Source organism: Streptomyces sp. NPDC053560 (assembly GCF_044544605.1).
Classification (GTDB): domain Bacteria; phylum Actinomycetota; class Actinomycetes; order Streptomycetales; family Streptomycetaceae; genus Streptomyces.
In genome coordinates, this window is sequence record NZ_JBITXI010000011.1 from 301,562 (window position 1) to 320,718 (window position 19,157).

15 protein-coding genes and 1 pseudogene are annotated in these 19,157 nt (G+C 72.7%); 11 read left to right on the top strand and 5 right to left on the bottom strand.

Annotated features, from left to right (window positions below; genetic code table 11):
* Positions 1-40: 40 nt before the first annotated feature.
* From ACIGQF_RS27045 to ilvD, 4 genes are all read left to right on the top strand, one after another.
* Positions 41-982, top strand: a complete 942-nt coding sequence (locus tag ACIGQF_RS27045; protein WP_399715053.1) for a Ppx/GppA family phosphatase — start codon at positions 41-43, stop codon at positions 980-982.
* Positions 983-1,107: 125 nt separating this feature from the next.
* Positions 1,108-1,932: a sugar phosphate isomerase/epimerase gene (locus ACIGQF_RS27050; protein ID WP_361552480.1), complete on the top strand. Its 825-nt coding sequence runs from the start codon at positions 1,108-1,110 to the stop codon at positions 1,930-1,932.
* The gene (locus ACIGQF_RS27055; protein WP_399715056.1) at positions 1,929-2,561 is read left to right on the top strand and encodes a TetR family transcriptional regulator; all 633 of its coding nucleotides are present in this window, start codon (positions 1,929-1,931) and stop codon (positions 2,559-2,561) included. Before ACIGQF_RS27050 ends, ACIGQF_RS27055 begins: the two co-directional genes overlap by 4 nt.
* 234 nt (positions 2,562-2,795) lie before the next feature.
* Positions 2,796-4,649 carry a dihydroxy-acid dehydratase gene (gene ilvD, locus ACIGQF_RS27060; RefSeq protein WP_399715058.1) on the top strand — a complete coding sequence of 618 codons (1,854 nt, stop codon included), beginning with the start codon at positions 2,796-2,798 and terminating at the stop codon, positions 4,647-4,649.
* A 62-nt stretch (positions 4,650-4,711) separates the two neighbouring features.
* Here the strand turns inward: ilvD and ACIGQF_RS27065 are convergent, their stop codons facing one another.
* On the bottom strand, positions 4,712-7,090 hold the full coding sequence (locus tag ACIGQF_RS27065) for a PQQ-binding-like beta-propeller repeat protein (protein ID WP_399715060.1): 2,379 nt from the start codon (positions 7,088-7,090) through the stop codon (positions 4,712-4,714).
* Between the two features lie 196 nt (positions 7,091-7,286).
* Here ACIGQF_RS27065 and ACIGQF_RS27070 point away from each other — a divergent pair, with 196 nt between their 5' ends.
* The 4 genes from ACIGQF_RS27070 (at position 7,287) to ACIGQF_RS27085 (ending at position 10,409) form a co-directional block, all read left to right on the top strand.
* Positions 7,287-7,598 carry an SH3 domain-containing protein gene (locus ACIGQF_RS27070; protein WP_361552471.1) on the top strand — a complete coding sequence of 104 codons (312 nt, stop codon included), beginning with the start codon at positions 7,287-7,289 and terminating at the stop codon, positions 7,596-7,598.
* A 61-nt stretch (positions 7,599-7,659) separates the two neighbouring features.
* Positions 7,660-8,232: a hypothetical protein gene (locus ACIGQF_RS27075; RefSeq protein ID WP_399715063.1), complete on the top strand. Its 573-nt coding sequence runs from the start codon at positions 7,660-7,662 to the stop codon at positions 8,230-8,232.
* Between the two features lie 88 nt (positions 8,233-8,320).
* A complete protein-coding gene (gene sigJ / locus ACIGQF_RS27080; RefSeq protein ID WP_399715066.1) occupies positions 8,321-9,220 on the top strand; it encodes an RNA polymerase sigma factor SigJ in 900 nt (299 codons plus the stop codon).
* A 91-nt stretch (positions 9,221-9,311) separates the two neighbouring features.
* Complete coding sequence (locus ACIGQF_RS27085) at positions 9,312-10,409, top strand: NAD(P)/FAD-dependent oxidoreductase (RefSeq protein ID WP_399715068.1); 1,098 nt, start codon at positions 9,312-9,314, stop codon at positions 10,407-10,409.
* A gap of 18 nt (positions 10,410-10,427) precedes the next feature.
* On the opposite strand, the gene ACIGQF_RS27090 is transcribed toward ACIGQF_RS27085, so the two are convergent.
* The 3 genes from ACIGQF_RS27090 to ACIGQF_RS27100 all read right to left on the bottom strand — a co-directional run bounded on the left by ACIGQF_RS27090 (position 10,428) and on the right by ACIGQF_RS27100 (position 14,356).
* Complete coding sequence (locus tag ACIGQF_RS27090; RefSeq protein ID WP_399715070.1) at positions 10,428-11,849, bottom strand: M1 family metallopeptidase; 1,422 nt, start codon at positions 11,847-11,849, stop codon at positions 10,428-10,430.
* Between the two features lie 145 nt (positions 11,850-11,994).
* Positions 11,995-13,680 carry a SulP family inorganic anion transporter gene (locus ACIGQF_RS27095; protein WP_399715072.1) on the bottom strand — a complete coding sequence of 562 codons (1,686 nt, stop codon included), beginning with the start codon at positions 13,678-13,680 and terminating at the stop codon, positions 11,995-11,997.
* A 268-nt stretch (positions 13,681-13,948) separates the two neighbouring features.
* Positions 13,949-14,356: a hypothetical protein gene (locus ACIGQF_RS27100; protein WP_399715075.1), complete on the bottom strand. Its 408-nt coding sequence runs from the start codon at positions 14,354-14,356 to the stop codon at positions 13,949-13,951.
* A gap of 320 nt (positions 14,357-14,676) precedes the next feature.
* Between ACIGQF_RS27100 and ACIGQF_RS27105 the strand changes: the two are divergent.
* The 3 genes and pseudogenes from ACIGQF_RS27105 to proC form a co-directional block, all read left to right on the top strand.
* Positions 14,677-15,384, top strand: a pseudogene (locus ACIGQF_RS27105) (ABC transporter ATP-binding protein); the annotation flags it as partial.
* A gap of 51 nt (positions 15,385-15,435) precedes the next feature.
* On the top strand, positions 15,436-16,371 hold the full coding sequence (locus ACIGQF_RS27110) for an ABC transporter permease (RefSeq protein ID WP_399715128.1): 936 nt from the start codon (positions 15,436-15,438) through the stop codon (positions 16,369-16,371).
* 147 nt (positions 16,372-16,518) lie between these two features.
* A complete protein-coding gene (proC, locus tag ACIGQF_RS27115; RefSeq protein WP_399715078.1) occupies positions 16,519-17,328 on the top strand; it encodes a pyrroline-5-carboxylate reductase in 810 nt (269 codons plus the stop codon).
* 50 nt (positions 17,329-17,378) lie between these two features.
* Here the strand turns inward: proC and trpS are convergent, their stop codons facing one another.
* On the bottom strand, positions 17,379-18,371 hold the full coding sequence (gene trpS / locus ACIGQF_RS27120; protein ID WP_399715081.1) for a tryptophan--tRNA ligase: 993 nt from the start codon (positions 18,369-18,371) through the stop codon (positions 17,379-17,381).
* Between the last annotated feature and the right edge of the window lie 786 nt (positions 18,372-19,157).

The window sequence follows — 19,157 nt, forward strand, 5'->3', positions numbered from 1 at the left end:
CAGCCTAAAGGCGTCACGGGCCCGCAGTAGCTTTCTGTGTATGCGACTCGGTGTTCTCGACGTGGGTTCCAATACGGTGCATCTGCTGGTGGTGGACGCGCACCCCGGCGCGCGCCCGCTGCCCGCCTGGTCCCACAAGGCGGAACTGCGGCTGGCCGAACTCCTCGACGAGGGCGGGAACGTCGCCGCCGCGGGCATCGACCTGCTCGTCGCGACGGTCCGTGAGGCGATGCAGGTCGCGGAGGACAAGGGCGTCGAGGACGTGCTGCCGTTCGCGACCTCCGCGATACGTGACGCACCCAACGGCGAGGACGTGCTCGCGCGCGTCGCCGAGGAGACCGGCGTCACGCTGCGGGTGCTCTCCGGCGAGGACGAGGCGCGGCTCACGTTCCTCGCGGCCCGCCGCTGGTTCGGCTGGTCGGCCGGGCGGCTACTGCTCCTGGACATCGGCGGCGGCTCGCTGGAGATCGCGTACGGCCTGGACGAGGACCCGGACGCGGCGGTCTCGCTGCCGCTCGGCGCGGGCCGGCTCACCAACAGCGACCTGCCCGGCGACCCGCCGGACCCGGAGGCCGTACGGGCGCTGCGGCGCCGGGTGCGCGCCGAAATCGCGCGGGTGGTGAGCGACTTCACACGCTTCGGGGCGCCGGACCACGTCGTGGCCACCTCCAAGACCTTCAAGCAGCTGGCCAGACTCGCCGGCGCGGCCCGCTCGGCGGACGGCCTGTACGTCCAGCGCGGGCTGAGCCGGGCGACGCTGGAGGAGTGGGTGCCCCAGCTGGCCACGATGACCGCCGACAAGCGCGCCGGACTGCCCGGGGTCTCCGAGGGGCGGGCCCGCCAACTGCTGGCCGGGGCGCTGGTCGCGGAGGCCGCGATGGACCTCTTCAAGGTGGACGAGCTGGAGATCTGCCCGTGGGCGCTGCGCGAGGGCGTCATCCTGCGGCGGCTGGACCATCTGCCGAACGGCGAGCCGGGCTGAGCCCCGGAGAGGCCCCGCCCGCGCGGCCCCGGACCGCCAAAAAGGCGTCATGGGCGCGTCATGGTGTCGTGCGACATAGCGGACCGCCTGCCCCCGGTACGGCACGGGCCCGTACCCTGTCCCTCGTGACGGAGCCAGTGGTGCGCATCCCGGATGCGAAGGTCGCCCTGTCCACGGCGTCGGTGTATCCGGAGTCGACCGCGACGGCCTTCGAGATCGCCGCACGCCTGGGGTACGACGGCATCGAGGTCATGGTCTGGACCGATCCGGTCAGCCAGGACATCGAGGCGCTGCGCCGGCTGTCCGACTACCACGGCGTGCCGGTGCTGGCTGTCCACGCGCCGTGCCTGCTGATCACTCAGCGCGTGTGGTCCACCGACCCGTGGACCAAGCTCCAGCGGGCCCGCAACGCGGCGGAGAAGCTCGGCGCCTCGACGGTCGTCGTGCACCCGCCCTTCCGTTGGCAGCGCAACTACGCCCGGGACTTCGTGCGCGGGGTGTGGCGGATGGAGAACGAGACGGACGTGAAGTTCGCCGTCGAGAACATGTACCCCTGGCGCTACCGCGACCGCGAGATGCTGGCGTACGCGCCGGACTGGGACCCCACCAAGGACGACTACCGGCACTTCACGGTCGACCTGTCGCACACCTCGACCGCCCGGAGCGACGCGCTGCACATGGTGGACCGGATGGGCGACCGGCTGGCCCACATCCACCTCGCCGACGGCAGCGGCTCCAACAAGGACGAGCACCTGGTCCCGGGGCGCGGCAAGCAGCCCTGCGCCGAACTGCTGGAGCGGCTGGCCGCCACCGGCTACGACGGGCACATCGTCATCGAGGTCAACACCCGCCGCGCGCTCTCCGCCGCCGAACGCGAGGCCGACCTCGCCGAGGCCCTCGCCTTCACCCGGCTCCACCTGGCCTCGCCGAACCGGGTGTACGGCTCGTGACCGCGCCCCATACGGGCGCTTCCGGGGCAGCGCCGCGGCGGCGCGGCCGCCCCTCCCGTACGGAGGGCACGACGGGCCCCGGCGCACGGGAGCGGATCCTCGCCGCGGCCCGTACGGAATTCTCCGAGCGCGGGTACGACAAGACCTCCATCCGCGGGATCGCCAAGGCGGCGGAGGTGGACCCGGCGCTGGTGCACCACTACTTCGGCACGAAGGAGCAGGTCTTCGGCGCCGCCATTGAGGTGTCCATGGAGCCCGCGCTGCACCTCCCCGACGTGCTGGCGCAGGGCGCCGACGGCATCGGCGAGCGGTTCGCTCGGTACTTCCTGAGCATCTGGGAGAACCCGGCGACCCGCGCCCCGCTGCTCGCCGTGGTCCGGTCCGCCGTGACCCACGAGGCGGCGGCGAAGGTGCTGCGCGGCCTGGTGCTGCGGCGGATGCTGGAGCGGGTGGCGGGGGAGCTGGCCGTGCCGGAGCCGCGCTTCCGGGCCGAGCTGGCCGCCTCCCAGCTGGTCGGCATCGCGATGCTGCGGTACGTCATCCGGGTCGAGCCGCTGGCCTCGGCCGATCCCGAGGAGATCGTCCGGATGGTCGCGCCGACGCTGCAGCGGTACCTCGCGGAGGCGTGAGCGGGCGCGCTGCGCCACGGGTCGTGGCCGGTTGTGTTCCGTCCCGTCCGCATGGCGACCGCGCGTCTCACATTCCGGAGGGGCTGTCCAGATCTTGGATCGGAGGCGTAGTCTCGGATCAGCTGATATGTGACTGCCGTGACGTGACTGCGCCGCAGGCCGGAGGCCCGGCGAAGGGCCCCGCGAGGCGCCTGCGTGGCGGCGAGTCCACCGAATCCCAAGGGAGTGACCATCGTGCCTGAGCTGAGGTCCCGCACCGTTACCCACGGCCGCAACATGGCGGGCGCCCGTGCCCTTATGCAGGCCTCGGGCGTAGCGGGCGCGGACATCGGCCGGAAGCCGATCATCGCGGTGGCCAACAGCTTCACCGAGTTCGTGCCGGGCCACACCCACCTCGCGCCGATCGGCCGGATCGTCTCCGAGGCGATCCAGGAGGCGGGCGGCATCGCCCGGGAGTTCAACACCATCGCCGTGGACGACGGCATCGCGATGGGCCACGGCGGCATGCTCTACTCGCTGCCCTCCCGCGACCTGATCGCCGACTCCGTGGAGTACATGGTCGAGGCGCACTGCGCCGACGCCCTGATCTGCATCTCCAACTGCGACAAGATCACCCCGGGCATGCTGATGGCCGCGATGCGGCTGAACATCCCCACGGTCTTCGTCTCCGGCGGCCCGATGGAGGCCGGCCGGGCCACGCTGGTCAACGGCACGGTCCGCAAGCTGGACCTGATCGACGCGATCTCCGACGCGGTCAACGAGAACGTCTCCGACGAGGACATCCTCCGGATCGAGAACAACGCCTGCCCGACCTGCGGCTCCTGTTCCGGCATGTTCACCGCCAACTCGATGAACTGCCTGACCGAGGCCATGGGCCTGGCCCTGCCGGGCAACGGCTCCGTGCTCGCCACCCACACCGCCCGCAAGGCGCTGTACGAGCGTGCCGGGCAGACGGTCGTGGACATCACCAAGCGCTACTACGAGCAGGACGACGAGACCGTCCTGCCCCGTAACGTCGGCTCCCGCGCGGCCTTCGAGAACGCCATGGCGCTGGACATCGCCATGGGCGGCTCGACCAACACGATCCTGCACCTGCTGGCCGCGGCCCAGGAGGCGGGCCAGGACTTCGGCCTGACCGACATCGACGCGGTCTCCCGCCGCGTCCCCTGCCTCTCCAAGGTCGCGCCGAACGTCGCGCCGCAGGGCACGTACTACATGGAGGACGTGCACCGCGCGGGGGGCATCCCGGCCATCCTGGGCGAGCTGTTCCGCGGCGGGCTGCTCAACGAGGACGTGTCCTCCGTGCACGCCGACTCCCTGGCCGACTGGCTCAAGGAGTGGGACATCCGCGGCGGCTCGCCCTCCCCGGAGGCCGTCGAGCTGTTCCACGCGGCGCCCGGCTGCAAGCGCTCGGCGACGGCGTTCTCCCAGTCCGAGCGCTGGGACTCGCTGGACACCGACGCGGCGAACGGCTGCATCCGCTCCGTGGCGGAGGCCTACTCCAAGGACGGCGGCCTGGCGGTGCTGCGCGGCAACATCGCCGAGGACGGCTGCGTCGTGAAGACCGCCGGCGTCGACGAGTCGATCCTGGTCTTCGAGGGCCCCGCCGTGGTCTGCGAGTCCCAGGAGGAGGCCGTCGAGCGCATCCTGAACAAGGAGGTCAAGGAGGGCGACGTGGTCGTCATCCGCTACGAGGGCCCCAAGGGCGGCCCTGGCATGCAGGAGATGCTGTACCCGACCTCCTTCCTCAAGGGCCGCGGCCTGGGCAAGGCCTGCGCGCTGGTCACCGACGGCCGCTTCTCCGGCGGCACGTCCGGCCTGTCCATCGGCCACGCCTCCCCGGAGGCGGCGGCCGGCGGCACCATCGCGCTGGTCGAGGACGGCGACCTGATCAAGATCAACATCCCGGAGCGCTCGATCGAGCTGGCCGTCGACGAGGCCACGCTGGCCGCCCGCCGCGAGGCCCTGAACGGCGTCTACGCGCCGAAGAACCGCGAGCGCAAGGTCTCGCAGGCCCTGCGCGCCTACGCCGCGATGGCCACCAGCGCCGACCGCGGCGCGGTCCGGGACGTCAGCAAGCTCGGCTGACCCCACGCCGCACGCGCCCCCGGCACACGGGCCTCCGTATGCCGGGGGCGTTCGCGTACCGGCTACCAGCGGCCGGGCTGCGCCGCGTCCACGCCGAAGACCGTGCCGTCCGGGGCCGAGGCGAAGATCCGGCGCGCGGCCGGGTCCAGCACCGGCGACGGCACCGTCTCCAGGAAGCCGCCGCGCCCCGTGGCCAGCCGCGGCTCGGTCTGCCCGAGCATCGCCCCGCGCCGGGTGTCCACCGCCAGCAGCCGCCCGTCGGGCGCGCTGAAGTACAGCCGGTCACCGGCCACCACCGGCTGCGAACCGCGGCTGACGGAGGTCTCCACCGACCAGGTACGCGCGCCCACCGCCTGCAGCGTGCCCCCGTAGGCCAGCAGGTAGACAGTGCCGCCGCGCACCACGGTGAGCGCGTCGTCCAGCGGCGCCTCCAGGCGGTACTTGCGCACCGCGCCGCGCTCCGGGTCGTACCGCACCACCGCCTCCGTACGGGAATCCGGCGCGGCCGCGGTCAGGAAGAGCGCGCCGCCGCTGCCCGGCCCTGCCGGGGTGAGCGCCCCGGGCAGCGCCTTCTCCCACCGGACGGCCCCCTTGGCGAGGCCGATCGCCGTGACGAGGGTGCGCCCGCCGTCCTGCACGGTGGCCGTGTACGCGGTGGACCCGCCCCCGTAGGTACGGAAACGGGGCAGCGCGTGCCCCGGGAACGCGCGGCTCCACCGCTCCTCGTGCGTCCGGCTGTCCAGCGCGGTGACGGTGCCGTCGGCCGCCGTGAGCAGCACGGCGTCGCCCACGACGGCGACCTGCCCGTGGTACGCGGAGACGTCCTTGGTCCAGCGCCGGGCGCCCTTGCCGTCCGCCGAGGGATCGAAGGCGTCGAGCCGCTTGCCGTCGGCGGACAGGGCGTACAGCAGCCCGCCGGAGAACACCGGCGCGGCCGGCGGCAGGTCGGTGTCGGCGGCGGGCCCCGCGGGCAGCCGCCACGTCACGGCGCCGTGCTCCGGCTCCAGCCGCGCGGCCCGCACGTCCCGCTGGGCACAGAAGAGCCCCGGTACGGCCTCCGTGGCGGAGGGCGCGGTGCGCGGCGCGAAGGAGCAGAACGGCATCTCGGCGGCGTGGCCGGCCGGCCGTTCGAGCAGCGCGGTGCGCCACGGGTGGAACGGTTCGGCCGTGCCCGTCGCGCCGGCCCTCACCTGCGGGACGTCCGCCGGGAGCAGCGCCCGTACGCCGAGGAAGCCGCCCCCGCCGACGATCACAGCGGCGACCGCCGCCCAGGCCGCCCAGCGACGCGGCCGGCGCGGCGCGGGGGAGCCGGCGACCGGGGAGGCGTCCGCAGGGGGCGGCGTCGCCGGCGGCCTGGCCCGCACATGGGTGGGGACGGCCTCGGAGGGGGCGCGCTGGGCCGGTATGCGCGGGGCCGCGTCCGCGGCGGCGGCCCGCGCTTCGTGTACGGCCGCTTCGGGTACGGCCGCCGCGGCCACCGGCTCGGGCGCGTCGAGGGTCGAGTCGGGCTCCAGGAGCGACTCCGGGCCGTAGAGGGAGCCAGGACCGGAGCAGGGGCCGGTGGCGAGCGCGGTGGCGGGCGGCTCGTGCAGCGGGTCGAGGTTCAGCTCCGTCGGCAGGTCGACGCGGAGCCGGGCCATCAGCTGGCTCGGCGTCGGCCGGTCCGCCGGGTCCTTCGCCAGGCAGCTGCGCAGCAGCGGCGCCAGCTCCTCCGGCACGCCCGCGAGGTCCGCCTCGTCGTGGACCACCTGGTACGCGACGAGGTACGGGCTCTCCGAGTCGAACGGGCCGCTCCCGGTCGCGGCGTGCACCAGTACCGAACCCAGCGCGAACACATCCGCCGCCGGTCCCACTTCGCGCGGCCGCTGGAACTGTTCGGGCGCCATGAAAGGCGGCGTCCCGATCAATTTGCCGGTTTCCGTCCGCATTTCGCTGTCGGACGGTCGGGAAATGCCGAAATCGATGACTTTCGGGCCGTCCGGCGCCAGCAGGACATTGCTCGGCTTCAGATCGCGGTGCACCACGCCCGCACGGTGGATGTCGCGGAGCGCCTCCGCCAGTCCGGCGCCCAGCTTCCGTATCTCGTCCAGGGCCAGCGGGCCGTTCCGCTTCACATGGGAGGAAAGCGTGGGGCCGGGAATGTAGAGCGTCGCCATCCACGGGCGTTCGCTGTCGGGATCGGCGTCCACGACCGGCGCCGTGAACGCGCCGCTGACCCGCCGCGCCGCCGCCACCTCCTGGCGGAACCGGCCGCGGAACTCCGGGTCCTGCGCGAATTCCCCGTGCACCACCTTCACGGCGAGCCGCAGCCCGGACGCCGAACGCGCCAGGTGCACCACGCCCATACCGCCCGAACCGAGCAGCTTTTCCAGCCGGTAGTTCCCCGCGTATTCCGGATGCTCCGCTTCCGGTCCGACGCCGGAACTCCGCAGCGGCGGCATCTCCCCACCCCCGTGTATTCGGCCGCGCAAACGGCCGCAGATGCGACGCTCGGAGCCTAGTGGATAACGGCTGCGGCCCGGACACCGCTTGCTAGCCTGCTCTCGTTCGAGTCGTCGAGCGGTTCGGCGCGGGTGACCGAAAATCGGCCCCGCGGCCGGGCGGACATTTACACGACATTCCACGGGGGAGTGCGAGATGAGCACGCAGGAGAACACCGTCGACAGCGCGGCCGAAGCGGCCGGCACCGTATCGGCCTACCGCAGTTACCCGGTCGCCCCGGGCTACCGCCTCAACGTCCGCAGCGGCCCGAGCACCGGCGCCGCGGTCGTCCGTACCCTGCCGGCCGGCTCCTCGGTCCCGATCCGCTGCCAGCGCCACGGCCAGCGCGTCATCGGCCCGTACGGCACCAGTGACATCTGGGACTGCATCGGCAGCGGCCAGTACGTCTCCGACGCGTACGTGTACACCGGGAGCAGCGGTCTGGTCGCCCCGGTCTGCGGGAGCTGACCGGCGGGCGCCGCGCCGGGCCGACCGGGGGCGGCGGCGACGGCCGGGGATAATCGACGGCATGAGCGAGGAGCACAAGAGTCCGGCCGACGATCCGGCCGGGCCCGAGCCGGTCGCCCTCCGGTTCTTCGGGACGACCTGGGTCCACCACGACGGCGGCTACGCGCTGCGCCGCGCGGGCGTGGCCCTCGGCGCGCTCGTGCTGGCCGTGCTCGGCGCGTTCGTGCTGCGCTTCGCCTTCGAGGGCCTGGCGGTCGCCGAGGTCGGCTCGCTGGTGAACGTCCTGATCGTGGTCTGCTTCGCGGTGTGCAGCGTGCTCGCCTTCCGCCGTACGTGGGAGGGGTTCGTCCGGCACCGCGAGCCGGCCGCCGACCGCGCCGCCGAGAAGGCCGAGAAGTCCGCGCAGAGCCTGATGATGATCGGTTTCATCGGCTCGCTGCTGGCCTATTTCTGCCGCGCGCTGATCGAGGCGCCCGGCGAGAAGCTGCACCGCGCGGAGTACGAGGCGGCCCGCGAGCGCCACGCCCGCCGGCGCACCGCCCGCACGGGCAACCCGGCGGCGCGCAAGGCGGGCGCGAAGAGCGGTGCCAAGAGCGGCGCCAAGACCGGCGGCAAGGGCAAGAAGCGCCGCTGACCTCCAGGGTGTCACACCTCCCGGCGCCGTTTCGTCCGCAGTACGGGGCCACACGCGTCCCGTACGGAGCCGGCACCAGGAGGAGCAGATGGACACCGACCCGCTCGCCGAGTTCGAGGCGCACCGGCCCCGGCTGTGGGCCGTCGCGTACCGGATCATGGGCACGGTCAGCGATGCCGACGACGCGGTCCAGGAGGCCTGGCTGCGCTGGCAGTCCCGCCCCGCCGGGGAGGTGGCCAACCCCCGCGCGTACCTGACCACGACCGTCAGCCGCATCTGCTACGACCAGCTGGGCTCGGCCCGCGCCCGCCGCGAGACCTACGTCGGCCCCTGGCTCCCGGAGCCGGTGGTCACCGACGGCGCGGCCCCGGAGCCGCCCGGGCTGCCAGAGGACCGGATCACCCTGGACGAGTCGGTGGGCCTCGCCCTGCTCACCGTCCTGGAGCGGCTCACCCCCGCCGAACGCACCGCCTTCGTCCTGCACGACGTCTTCGCCGTGCCCTTCCCGGAGATCGCCGAGGTCGTCGGCCGCACTCCGGAGTCCGTACGGCAACTGGCCGCGCGTGCCCGCCGCCGGGTCCGGGCCGAGGCGCCGCGCCGCACCGTCGACCGCGCCGAACACCGCCGCACGGTGGAGGCGTTCCTCGCCGCCGTGATGGGCGGCGGCCTGGAGACGCTGCTGGGCGTGCTGGACCCCGACGTGGTGTGGCGCTCGGACGGCGGCGGCAAGCTGCCCGCTGCCCGCAAGCCGGTGCTCGGCCGCGAGAAGGTCGCCCGCTTCGCACAGGGCCTGGTCCGCGGCTTCGACCGGCGGACCATGCGGGTCTCGCTGCGCGAGGTCAACGGCGCCACCGGCCTGGTCTTCGTCGACCCGCCGCACGGGCGGGCCGCCGTCTTCGGCTTCACCGTCCACGCGGGACGGATCACCGAGGTGGCCGCCGTGGTCAACCCGGAGAAGCTCGCGCACCTGGACTTCGACACGCTGTGACGCACGCCCCTCCCCGCCCCGTCACACTTCGCCCGCCCGTCCCGTCCCCCTGGTGTCACCGGCACACCGGCCGGAACACCAGGAGGACACCATGCAGAAGCAGCGACAGCTGACCGCGCCGCGGGTCGTGGTGCTCGGCGGGGGATACGCCGGCACCCTCGCGGCGCTCCGCCTCGCCCCGCACGCCCGGGTCACCCTCGTCGACCCGGCCGACCGCTTCACCGAACGCGTCCGCCGGCACGAGCTCGCCGCCGGCCGCCCCGACATCACCCACTCCCGTACCGCCCTGCTGCGCGGCACCGGCGTCCGTGCGGTCACCGCCCGCGCCACCGCGCTCGACCCCGAGGCCCGTACGGTCGCCACGGACGACGGCCGCACCCTCGGCTACGACCGCCTGGTGTACGCCCTCGGCAGCCGTACGGCCCCCGCGCCCGACCCTCGGGCCTTCACCCCGGAAACCGCCGCCGAGCTGCACAAACGGCTCCAGGACGGGCCCGGCACGCTGGCCGTCGCCGGCGGCGGCCTCACCGGCATCGAGCTGGCCGCCGAGCTGGCCGAGGCCCGGCCCGGCTGGCGGGTGCGGCTGCTGACCGCCGGCGTGCTCGGCGCCGGACTGTCCGCACGCGGCCGGGACCACGTACGTGCGGTGCTCGGCCGGCTCGGCGTACACACCGAGGAGGGCCACCGGGTGACCGACGGCACCGACGCCGACGTGCTGGTGTGGGCCGGCGCGATGGTGCCCGCCACCGGCCTCGCGCGCGCGGCGGGGCTCGCGGTCGAGGAGTCGGGCCGGATCGCCGTGGACGCGGCGCTGCGCTCCCGCAGCCACCCGGACATCTACGTCGCGGGCGACGCTGCCGCCGCCCACGCCCCGGCCGCCGGCGCGCTCCGCATGGCCTGCGCCACCGCCCTGCCGACCGGCTCGCACGTGGCCACCGCACTCCTCGCCGAGGCCCGCGGCACCGAACCGCCGCCGCTGACCTACCGGTTCTTCGTCCAGTGCGTCAGCCTCGGCCGGCGCGACGGCCTGATCCAAGCGGTACGCGCCGACGACACCCCGTACGAGCGGATCCTCACCGGTCGCGCGGCCGCCCGCACCAAGGAGACCGTCGTGCGCAGCGCGTACGCCGTCCTCCGGCTGGCCCGCCGTCGGCCGGGCGCGGCGCGGCTGCTGCCCTGGGTCGGCTGAGCGCGGGCGGGGCCGGGCTCAGTACGTCCGGTCCGGCTTCCCCGCCCCGTACAGCCAGGTGTCGAACAGGCCCGACAGGTCCTTGTGCGCGCGCTTCTCGCAGAACGCGATGAAGTCCTTCGTCCCGGCCGTGCGGTGCCGGTACTCGGCGGGCCACTCCTTCAGGATGCGGAAGAACGTCCGGTCGCCCACCGCGTTCCGCAGCTGCTGGAGGACCATCGCGCCGCGCTCGTACACCGGCGTCTCCATCACGTTCTCCGCCTTGCCCGGGCGGCCGGGCGGGAACTCCCACAGCGGCGCTTCGCCCGGCTGCCGGTAATGCCGGTCGAACTCCTGCTGCGGCGACCGGCCGCCGTGCCGCTCCGCCCACAGCCACTCCGTGTACGTCGCGAAGCCCTCGTTGAGCCAGATGTCCTGCCAGGTCTCCGGCGTCACCGAGTCGCCGAACCACTGGTGCGCCATCTCGTGCACCACCGTCAGCTCGTCGGGGGCACCGGAGTAGATCGGCTTGGTCTGCGTCTCCAGGGCGTAGTCCACGCTCTTGGGCGGGTGGTCGACGATGGCCCCGGCGGAGGAGAAGGGATAGCGGCCGAAGACCTTCGACTCCCAGGACACGATCTCCGCCAGGCGGCCCAGCGGCGCGGCGCTCTTCCGCGCCTCCTTGGGGTCGACGGCCATGTACAGCGGCAGGCCCTCCGCCGTCCGGCCCGTCCGGACCCGGAACTTCCCGACGGTGGCGGTGGCGAGGTACGACGCCATCGGCTCGGCGCTGTGCCAGCGGAACGTGGTACGCCCGCCCGATGCCTGCTTCCGGCTCCGCAGCTCGCCGTTGGCGACGGCGGTGTACCCCTCGGGAACGGTGACGGTGATGTCGTACGACGCCTTGTCGCTCGGGTGGTGGTTGCCGGGGAACCAGGTCTGCGACCCGGCCGGCTCGCCGACGACGAACGCCCCGTCCGCCGTGCGCACCCACCCCTCCGTCGACCCGTCGGGATCGGCGAAGTCCGAGGGGCGGCCCTCGTACGCGATGGTGGTGCGGAAGGTGCGCCCCTTCGCGAGCGGCTCGGCGGGGCGTACCCGCAGCTTGTCGCCCCGCCGGGAGAAGTCGGCGCGCGCACCGTCGACCTGAACGCGCGTCACCTTCAGGCCGTGCAGATCGAGGGAGAAGGACGCCAGGCGCTGCCGGGCCCGGGAGGTGAGGCGGGCGGTGGCGTCGAGCGTGCCGTGCCGCACGTCGTAGTCCAGGCCCAGGGCGTAGTGGTGTACGTCGTAGCCGCCGTTGCCGAGGGCGGGGAAGAGCGGATCGTCGAGAGTGTCCCGGCCGTCCACGGCCGCGGTACCGGCGGTGCCGGCCGTGACCTCGGAGGTGCAGGAGGACAGCAGAAGTGCCACGGACAGAGCGGCGGTCGCGCCGCAGGCGCGCAGGGGCCGGCGTTTCACGGGAGAGTCCTGGGGTGTGGGGGACGGGGGAGATCGCGCTGACCTTATGGGGTCGTACGGATTCCTGTATCCCCCCGGTGACGGGGACCTGTTCCGCCACCAGGGGGATCTCCCAGGACGAGCGCCCTGCTTCAGGGGCGGCGGGTCAGGAGACCGCGCCGCGCACCGGCATGTGATCGATGCTCACACCGGCCGGCTCGGCGAGCTGGCGGCGGCGCTGTTCGGCCCACGAGAGGAGGGCCGCCTCGCAGGCGTGGTCGAGGTGGCGCAGGCCCGAGAGGTCCAGCTGGATCTCCCGGTCGGCGGGCAGCTCCTCCAGCTGGTCGAGGAGGCGCGGCAGCCGCAGGAAGGTGGCGTTGCCGACGGCGCGTACGCGGACCGGCCCCGCGGCCGTGGCGGTGGTGGGCTCGGCGTCCTCGATCGTGGAGGTCGCCACGCCCCCGGTCGCCACGGAACCGCCACCGGGCACCGACTTGGCCACCACGAGGCTCTGCTGCTCGCGGGCGCCGCCGTCGATGCCGTCGCCGGACACCTCCAGGTGCACGTGCGAGGTCTCCCAGGCCGTCTTCGCGACCGCCATGAGCAGACCGATCAGCACGCCTTCGAACATGTTGGTGACCACGATGGCGATCGCGGTCGACGCGAGCACGATGGCCTCGCCGCGGTGCTCCCGCCACAGCGGACCGATCTCCTTCAGCGGCATCAGCTTCCAGCCCGCGTGCACCAGGACACCGGCCAGCGCGGCCACCGGGATGACGCCCAGCGCGGCCGGGAAGGCGGCGGCGAACACCAGCAGCCACACACCGTGCAGCACGCGCGAGGCCTTGGTCTTGGCGCCGGCCGACACATTGGCGGAGCTGCGCACGATCACCGCGGTCATCGGGAGCGCGCCGAGCACACCGCACACGGTGTTGCCCGCGCCCTGGGCCATCAGTTCCTTGTCGTAGTCCGTCTTCGGCCCGTCGTGCAGCCGGTCCACGGCCGCCGCGCTGAACAGCGACTCGGCGGAGGCGATGAGGGTGAAGGCGAGGACGGTGCCGATGACGCCGAACTCCGCGACGCGCGAGAAGTCGTCGGCGCCCGGCGGCTGGATGGCGCCCAGCAGGCCCTGTACCTCGACGCGGGCGACGGGCAGGTCGAAGGCGAAGACGGCGACCGTGGCGAGGGCCACCGCGGCGAGCGGCGCGGGCAGGACCTTCGCCGCCTTCTTCCAGCGCGGCCACAGGACGAGTACGGCTATTGTTCCGGCGCCGATCGCCACCGCGGCCAGTGCGGAGTTCGAGCCGACGGTGTCGATGAACAGGTCGGGCAGTCCGCCCAGGTTGGCGAGGCCGCTGCCGGGCGCCTTCGCGTCGGCGAGGGCGTACAGCTGGCCCGCGATCAGTACGAGGCCGATGCCGGCCAGCATGCCCTGGACGACCGCGACCGAGATGGCGCGGAACCACCGGCCGAGCTTCAGCGCGCCCATCAGCAGTTGGAGCAGGCCGGCGACGAGGACGAGGATGCCGAGCGCGCCGACGCCGTACTCCTTCACGGCTTCGAAGACCAGCACGGTCAGACCGGCGGCCGGGCCGCTGACCTGGAGGCTGGAGCCGGGCAGGAGGCCGGTGAGCAGACCGCCCACGATGCCGGTGACCAGGCCGAGTTCGGCGGGCACGCCGGAGGCCACGGCGACGCCGACGCAGAGCGGCACGGCGACGAGGAAGACCACCAGTGAGGCGGTGAAGTCGGCGCGGAGGGTGCCGCGTCGGGGGGCGGGGGAGCCCGGCGGTGCGTCGGTGCCCGGGGGGCCGAGACGGGAGTTGAAGATCCGTTCGACGAAATTGCGCATGAGGATGCCTCCAGCTGGTACCCGCCGGCAGTGCGTGCTGCGGCAGGAGCTGTTGCGGATGGATTGCTGGACCCGTACGGAGCGGACGTGGGCACGCCGGGCCGGCCGGAAGTGCCGGGCCGCGCGGCCGGTCGCCGTCAGCCGTCAGTAGGGCGGTGTTTCTGGCGGTCGGTTCCGGTCAGCGGTCGGTTCCGGTCAGATGTGATTGGCGTGGTCACGCCCGTGTTGTGCGGTGCGCGGGCAAGGGGGAAGCCCGTGTTGACATCCCTCAGCAGCGAAAAACACAGAGAGTGAGGGGAATTTGACCGATTCTCTGCAGTGATTTGGCGCGCGAACGCGCCAACGGGAGGGTCGGTTCGTGATCGTCGACCGGCGCGGTGCGGCAGCATACGCAGTAGGCACGCGGATCGGGCGGCGTGGGCGGTCCGGCAGAGGTGCGGACGGCCCGTCGCAGGTGACAGGTCTCGGGCCCGATCTCGCCCTTGCCGCTGCCTTCGACAGCGGCCTTGACGGTCTCGGCGGCCGGCGCGGAGCCGCTGTTCTTGGGCGCGGCGGTATGGGTGCCTACGCCCTCGGCGGGCTCGGCAAAGGCAAAACCGGCCGTGGACAGCAGAGTCAGCAGTGCGGCAATGAAGATGACCAGGGCAGGGCGTATCGCGGTACCCGGCTTCCCCATCGTCGCCCCCTCCGGCGTCCGTGGACAGTCACTTCCATTGTGTCCAAAGGCAACCCCTCTACGGCAAGCCCGCGTGTAACCGTCAAGTTAACGCGGAGTTATCGGAGAGGAACGATCTCCTCCGATCGCTCCGGCGGCCGCCGGGAGTGCATACCGAACCCCCGCACACCGGGCGATCCGAACGTCCGGTTCTCACGGGTCAGGACACGACGCATGTGCATGCACATGCGTCTTCACTGAACGGTTGCCCTCCCCCGGCAGGTTCCCTCGCCCTCGATCCTTGACGCCTTGATTCCGCCCGGCGCATTATTCAACATGTGATGAATTGTGGGTCGGGCGGCACGCACGGGCCGGACGCGGCGAGCGGGTCCGAGGAGAGCCGGGCGGCGCGGAGCGCACTACGTGCGGCGAGCGCGCCGGGCGGACCGGATGCGTCCGATGTACCCGGCAACGACCCCGCTCCTGCCGTACGGGCCCGCGGCCTCTCCGTGGTACGCGGCGGCCGCACCGTCCTGGCCGCCCTCGACTTCGACGTCGAGCGCGGCCGCGTCACCGGCCTGCTCGGTCCCTCCGGCTGCGGCAAGACCACGCTCATGCGCGCCATCGCCGGCACCCAGGCCCACGTCGACGGCGCGCTCGACGTCCTCGGCCGGCCCGCCGGCGACGCGTCCCTCCGCCCCCGGACCGGTTACGTCACCCAGGCGCCGTCCGTGTACGACGACCTCACCGTCCGCCAGAACCTCGCGTACTTCGCCGAGGTCCTGCTCCCGGGCCGGGCCGCCCACGCCGCCCGCCGGGAGGCCGTCGACCGGGTCCTCGCCGACGTCGCCCTGGCCCCGCACGCCGACGTCCTCGCCGGAAACCTCTCCGGCGGCCAGCGCAGCCGCGCCTCCCTCGCGGTCGCCCTGCTCGGCGACCCCGAACTCCTGGTCCTGGACGAGCCGACCGTCGGCCTCGACCCCGTACTCCGCCGCGACCTGTGGCACCTCTTCCACACCCTCGCCGCCGACCGCGGCGTGACGCTGCTCGTCTCGTCCCACGTCATGGACGAGGCCGAACGCTGCGACCGCCTCCTCCTGATGCGCGAGGGCCACGTCCTGGCCGACACGACTCCGGCGGCCCTCACCACGGACCCCACGACCCCAACAGTGGAAGCGGCGTTCCTCGCACTGGTCGAAGACCCCGAAGCCACCACGGCTGCAAGCAGTCGTGAGCGGGCAGCCGGCCGGCCCCCCACGCACCCCGACGGCGAGCCGCGCCCCGCACCCCGGGCCTCCACGGCCCGCACCCTGGCCACCACCGCCCGCGTCCTCCACCAGCTCCGCCACGACCCCCGCACCATCGCGCTCCTCCTCGTCGTACCGAGCGTGATGATCACCCTGCTCCGCTACGTCTTCGACAGCGCCACCGGCACCGGCACCTTCGACCCCATCGGCGCCGCCCTCCTCGGCATCTTCCCGATGATCACCATGTTCCTGGTGACCTCCATCGCCACCCTCCGCGAACGCGCCTCGGGCACGCTCGAACGCCTCCTCGCCATGCCGCTCGGCAAGGCCGACCTGATCTCGGGCTACGCCCTCGCCTTCGGCGCGCTCGCCGTCGTGCAGTCGGCCGTCGCCACCGGCCTGGCCCTGTGGGTGCTGGACCTGGACGTCGCCGGCTCGCCCTGGCTCCTCCTCCTGGTGGCCGTCCTGGACGCCCTCCTCGGCACGGCCCTCGGCCTCTTCGTGTCGGCCTTCGCGGCGTCCGAGTTCCAGGCCGTCCAGTTCATGCCGGCGGTCCTGATGCCGCAGCTCCTGCTCTGCGGCCTCTTCGCCCCGCGCGACGCCATGCAGCCGGTGCTCTCCGCCCTCTCCGACGTCCTCCCGATGTCCTACGCGGCCGACGCCATGAACGAAGTGCTCCGCCACCCCGACGTCACCACCGGCTTCCTCCGCGACATCGCCGTCGTCGCCGGCTGCGCCCTGCTCGTCCTCTCCCTCGGCGCCGCCACCCTCCGCCGCCGCACGCACTAGCCCCGGAACAGCCCGGCGCAGCCGCACCCGGTCCGCCACGGTTCACAACGTGAAACGCCCAGGCGACCTGGCACCACCCAATGCGAGGATGACGCGGTACCGAGCGCCCGGCGCGCACCACGAAGTCCCACCGGCGAGGTGAACCGCATGTCCCACAAGGTCGCCGTCCTAGGCACAGGAAAGATCGGCGAGGCCCTGCTCAGCGGCATGATCCGCGGTGGCTGGTCCCCGTCCGACCTGCTGGTCACCGCCCGCCGTCCCGAGCGCGCGGCGCAGCTCCGCGAGCGCTACGGCGTCGAGGCCGTCAGCAACGCCGACGCCGCCAAGGCCGCCGACACGCTCATCCTCACCGTCAAGCCGCAGGACATGGGCGCGCTCCTCGACGAGCTCGCCCCGCACGTCCCCGCAGACCGTCTCGTCATCAGCGGCGCCGCCGGCATCCCCACCGCCTTCTTCGAGGAGCGGCTGGCCCCGGAGACCCCCGTCGTACGGGTCATGACGAACACCCCCGCCCTCGTCGACGAGGCCATGTCCGTCATCTCCGCCGGCACCCACGCCACCGACGCGCACCTCGCGCACGCCGAGGAGATCTTCGGCGGCGTCGGCAAGACGCTCCGCGTCCCCGAGAACCAGCAGGACGCTGCCACCGCCCTCTCCGGCTCCGGCCCGGCCTACTTCTACTTCCTCGTCGAGGCCATGACCGACGCCGGCATCCTGCTCGGTCTGCCCCGCGACAAGGCGCACGACCTGATCGTCCAGGCCGCCATCGGCGCCGCCGTGATGCTCCGCGACAGCGGCGAGCACCCGGTCAAGCTGCGCGAGAACGTCACCTCGCCGGCCGGCACCACCATCAACGCCATCCGCGAGCTGGAGAACCACGGCGTACGGGCCGCCCTCATCGCCGCTCTCGAAGCAGCGCGGGACCGCAGCCGCGCCCTGGCCTCCGGCAACGGCTGACCCCACCCGGCGGCTGCCCTTCCTGGCAGCCGCCGAGCCGAGCCGGGCCCTCAAGCCAGCAGCCCCACCGCCCGGTAGGCCGCGTCCACCCGCGGCCGGGCCATCCGCCGGGCCCGCTCGGCCCCGGCGCTCAGCACCTCGTCGACGTACGCCGGATCAGCGGCCAGCTCCGCATGGCGCTCGCGCACCGGCCGCACCGTCTCCACCACGGCCTCCGCCGTGTCCTTCTTCAAGGCGCCGTAGGAGTCGTACCCGTCGGCCAGCGCCCGCGGATCCTCGCCCGTACAGGCCGCCAGCACATCGAGCAGGTTCGCGACCCCGGGCCGCTCCGCCCGGTCGTAGACCACCTCGCTGCCCGCGTCCGTCACCGCACGCATGACCTTCTTCCGCACCACGTCCGGCTCGTCCAGCAGATAGACGATTCCCGCCGTACGGACGTGCGACTTCCCCATCTTCCGCGTGGGCTCCTGCAGGTCCATCACCCGCGCGCCCACCGCCGGCAGCGTCGCCCTCGGCACCACGAACGTCTGCCCGTACCGCTGGTTGAACCGGACCGCCAGGTCCCGCGCCAGCTCCACGTGCTGCGCCTGGTCCTCACCCACAGGCACCTCATCCGTCCCGTACGCCAGAACATCGGCCGCCATCAGCGCCGGATAGGTGAGCAAGGACAACCGGACGCTCCCGCCCCGCTCCCGTTCCCGCGCCGCCTTCTCCTTGTACTGGATCATGCGCCGCATCTCGCCGTCCGTGGCCGTGCACTCCATCAGGTACGAGAGCCGCGTGTGCTCGTCCACCCTGCTCTGCACGAACAGCGTGCACCGCTCCGGATCCAGCCCACACGCCAGCAGCAGCGTCGCCGCCTGCCGACTGAGCCGCCGCACCCGCGCCGGATCGTGGTCGACGGTCAGCGCGTGCAGGTCGACCACGCAGAACAGCGCGTCCGCCCGGTACTGGTCCTCCGCGGCCCACCGCCGCATAGCGCCGAGGTAATTGCCCAGCGTCAGGTGCCCCGTGGGCTGCACACCGCTGAAGATCCGCGTCATTCCGGTCCCCTTGCCTGCTCAGTCGCTCCATTGCGTGGAGCGATCGATTACGTGGAGACCGCCGCACCGAGCCGACCGGCCGGGTCACGGGAGGGAGATACGTGAACGGCCGCCGGAGGCGGCGGCCGTGATCATGCATGCGCTGTGGTCGGCCGCCGTCAGGCGGGCCACCACTGCTGTACGAGCGCACGCGTATGCATGGCCCCAAGGTACGCCGAGAAGGGCCCCGATGAGCGGGTTTGAACGAACCCGGGGCGTCGTGTACTGTCCTCCGAGTTGCCACGGAGTCATCGGCTCCCGGCAGCCACTCACGCCGCACCGGCGGCAACCCATTACTGCACGGCCTTCCTTCGGGAACAATTTCGGCATGCCGAAATTCAACCGATCGGCTCGATTATGAGCCGGCCCGGAAAACCGCTAAAGTAGTGATCACGCCGGAAGGCGCGAAACCCCCTCCGACAGGGATCGGGACCTAATTCGAAAACCGCTTCGCAGAAGCGGGAAGCGAAAAAGGATCTGATAGAGTCGGAAACGCCGAAAGGGAAAGCCCGCAAGGGCCGAACCGGAAAGCAACCCCGCTCCAACGGGGGGCCGGAAACGCCAAGCGGATCTGGTAAGGTTGGAACCGCGAAGAAGCCGAAAGGCCGAAACGCACCGGCGAAAATCGGAACCGCAAGGATCTGATAGAGTCGGAAACGCAAGACCGAAGGGAAGCGCCCGGAGGAAAGCCCGAGAGGGTGAGTACAAAGGAAGCGTCCGTTCCTTGAGAACTCAACAGCGTGCCAA